This window comes from Hydrogenophaga sp. (assembly GCF_051007235.1).
Taxonomy (GTDB): domain Bacteria; phylum Pseudomonadota; class Gammaproteobacteria; order Burkholderiales; family Burkholderiaceae_C; genus Hydrogenophaga.
This window is the reverse complement of record NZ_JBPCSJ010000007.1, coordinates 1-2,761: the sequence shown is the minus strand read 5'-3', so window position 1 is coordinate 2,761 and position 2,761 is coordinate 1. Positions and strand designations below refer to the sequence as shown.

Annotated in this window: 4 protein-coding genes; 3 read left to right on the top strand and 1 reads right to left on the bottom strand. The window is 67.5% G+C overall.

Annotated elements, in window-relative coordinates; genetic code table 11:
• Nucleotides 1–200 precede the first annotated feature (200 nt).
• The gene (locus tag ACR2JA_RS00200) at nt 201–545 is read left to right on the top strand and encodes a winged helix-turn-helix transcriptional regulator (protein ID WP_434007125.1); all 345 of its coding nucleotides are present in this window, start codon (nt 201–203) and stop codon (nt 543–545) included.
• 192 nt (nt 546–737) lie between these two features.
• Here ACR2JA_RS00200 and ACR2JA_RS00195 read toward each other — a convergent pair whose 3' ends face one another.
• The gene (locus tag ACR2JA_RS00195; RefSeq protein WP_434007124.1) at nt 738–1,592 is read right to left on the bottom strand and encodes a fumarylacetoacetate hydrolase family protein; all 855 of its coding nucleotides are present in this window, start codon (nt 1,590–1,592) and stop codon (nt 738–740) included.
• 141 nt (nt 1,593–1,733) lie between these two features.
• Here ACR2JA_RS00195 and grpE point away from each other — a divergent pair, with 141 nt between their 5' ends.
• Nucleotides 1,734–2,294 (top strand): nucleotide exchange factor GrpE, encoded by a 561-nt coding sequence (gene grpE / locus ACR2JA_RS00190; RefSeq protein WP_434007123.1) that lies wholly within the window; start codon nt 1,734–1,736, stop codon nt 2,292–2,294.
• Nucleotides 2,295–2,417: 123 nt separating this feature from the next.
• A partial coding sequence (locus ACR2JA_RS00185) for an Hsp70 family protein (RefSeq protein ID WP_434007122.1) occupies nt 2,418–2,761 on the top strand: 344 nt, incomplete at its 3' end.

Here is a 2,761-nt window from a genome sequence, read left to right as displayed (position 1 = left end):
CCGGGCCGCCCCAAGGCAGGCCCAGCCCCCATGGGGGGCAGCGACCCGCGCAGCGGCGGAGCGTGGGGGCTCAAGTTATCGGGGTAAATCCCGACCCGCGGAAACCCGCAGCGCGGGGGTTCCCAGCTAGCGAATGGCTAGCAGGCACCGTATAGTGGTTTGCAGGCCTCGCCACGAAGGCCACACCGGAGACCACCAGCATGGGCGCCAAAGACAACGCGGCTGTGATCCAGCTGTTCGACCTGCTCGAATCCCGCTACGCCTTGCGCGTGATCTGGGCGCTGAGCGACGGTCACCCGCAGACCTTCCGCCTGCTGCAGGACAGCGTGGGCGGGGTCACCCCGAACACCCTGAACACCCGCCTCAAAGAGCTGCGCGCCGCCCGCCTGGTGGACCACACCGGCGACGGCTACCGCCTCACCAGTGCCGGCGCCGACCTGGCCCGCCGCATGCACGACGTGCAGCTGTTCGCCAGCAAATGGTCCAGCCAGCAAGCGCGGGCCGCAGCGGCACAGGCCAACGGAGCCGTGCAAGCCAGCGCCTGAGCGAGCGGCTTCCAGCCCCATGGGGCTCCCGGGGGAGGCCGCCATGGCGGCGAAGGAGAATGACAAGACCTTTCCGGTGCGGCGTGCCCGGGACCCAGGGCCCCGTGGAACGGGCTCCGCCCAGCCACTGGGGCCGCCCCCCCGCGCAGCAAGGGGGGAAGACGCGTCAGCGGCGCAGGGGGGAACGCCCCATCACCGGCGCAGGGGGGCTTCCACCACCACCTGCTTCTGCTCGCCCAGACCACGCCCACCCAGCGTCACCACATCGCCCGGCCGCAGGTACACCGGCGGCTTCTGCCCCATGCCCACGCCGGGTGGCGTGCCGGTCGGGATCACATCGCCCGGCTGCAGCGCCATGAAGCGGCTGAGGTAGCTCACGATCTGCGCCACGCCGAAGATCATGGTGTGGGTGTTGCCGGTCTGGCGGCGCTGGCCGTTGACGTCCAGCCACAGGTCCACGTCCTGCGGGTCGCCCAGTTCATCGGGCGTCACCAGCCAGGGACCGATGGGGCAGTGCGTGGGGTAGCTCTTGCCCTTGGTCCATTGCCCCTCGTATTCGATCTGGTAAGCGCGCTCGGACACGTCGTTGACCAGGCAGAAGCCCGCCACGTGCTGCAGCGCGTCGGCCTCCGACACGTGGAAAGCCCGTTCGCCGATCACGATGCCCAGTTCCACCTCCCAGTCGAGCTTTTGCGAACCAGGCGCCAGCCACACGTCGTCGTTGGGCCCGCTGATGGCGCCGTTGTGCTTGTTGAACACGATGGGCTGGCCAGGCGCCTTCATGCCGGCCTCGGCCGCGTGGTCGGAATAGTTCAGGCCGATGCAGACCACGTTGCCCACCGCGCCCACGCAGGCGCCGATGCGGCTGCCGGCGGGCACCAGCGGCAGGCTGGCCGGGTCCAGCGCGCGCAGGCGGGACATAGAATCACGCCCCAGCACGGCGCCCGCAATGTCCGGCACCAGGCCCGAGAGGTCGCGCAACGCGCCGCTGGCGTCGATCAGACCGGGTTTTTCAGCGCCCAGCGGGCCGTGGCGGAACAGTTTCATGGGGTGTGCCTGTGCAAAAAGCCCCGATTCTCGCCCGCCGGGCGGCTTTTCGCTGTCACCCCCTCTTGAACTCCGCCACAGCGCCCCCAAGTGGACGCGCAAGGCAAGCTTTGTCTTTGATTTTCTTGAACTTTATTCGCCATGAGCCAACCACAACACCCCGTTGACAGCCCCGAGAACGCCGCGCCCGCCAGCCCTGAAGAAGCCCTGGCCGCCGCTGCCGTGGCCGAGGCCGATGCGCTGGCCGCCCTGACCAACGAAGTGGCCGAACTCAAGGCCAAGAACGCCGATCTGGCCGAGCAGTTCCTGCGCGCCAAGGCCGAAGCGCAGAACACCCAGCGCCGCGCCGAAGACGAAATGGCCAAGGCGCGCAAGTTCGCCGTCGAAGGTTTTGCCGACAGCCTGCTGCCGGTGCTCGACAGCCTGGAAGCCGGCCTGGCGGTGCAGGAAGCCACCGTGCAGCAGATCCGCGAAGGCGCGGAAGCCACGCTCAAGCAGCTGCAGAGCGCGCTGACCCGCAACAAGGTGGTGGCCATCGCCCCGGCCGCGGGCGAGAAGTTCGACCCGGCCCAGCACCAGGCCATCAGCATGGTGCCGGCCGAGCAGCCCGCCAACACCGTGGTGGCCGTACTGCAAAAGGGTTACTTGATCGCCGAGCGCGTGCTGCGCCCGGCCCTGGTCACCGTCGCGGCCCCCAAATAAGCGGGATTTGTGCGCCGCCGCCCTTGAAAAGCGGCAGAGTTATCCACACATCTTCCACAAGGGATGCACACCGCGTCCACACCGTTTTCAACATTCACTTTTTCAAGAACCGGAGCAGAGAACATGGGAAAAATCATCGGCATCGACCTGGGCACCACCAACAGCTGCGTGTCCATCATGGAAGGCAACACCACCAAGGTGATCGAGAACTCGGAAGGTGCGCGCACCACGCCGTCGATCGTGGCCTACCAGGAAGACGGTGAAGTGCTGGTCGGCGCCTCGGCCAAGCGCCAGGCCGTGACCAACCCCAAGAACACGCTCTACGACATCAAGCGCCTGATCGGCCGCAAGTTCACCGAGAAGGAAGTGCAGAAGGACATCGACCTGATGCCCTACTCCATCGTGGCCGCCGACAACGGCGACGCCTGGGTGGAAGTGCGCGGCAAGAAGCTGTCGGCCCAGCAGGT

Bases quoted from the DNA above. Each gene is read 5' to 3' on its own strand.
- ACR2JA_RS00200 (WP_434007125.1), top strand. From the start codon at position 201: ATGGGCGCCAAAGACAACGCGGCTGTGATCCAGCTGTTCGACCTGCTC.
- ACR2JA_RS00195 (WP_434007124.1), bottom strand. From the start codon at position 1,592: ATGAAACTGTTCCGCCACGGCCCGCTGGGCGCTGAAAAACCCGGTCTG.
- grpE (WP_434007123.1), top strand. From the start codon at position 1,734: ATGAGCCAACCACAACACCCCGTTGACAGCCCCGAGAACGCCGCGCCC.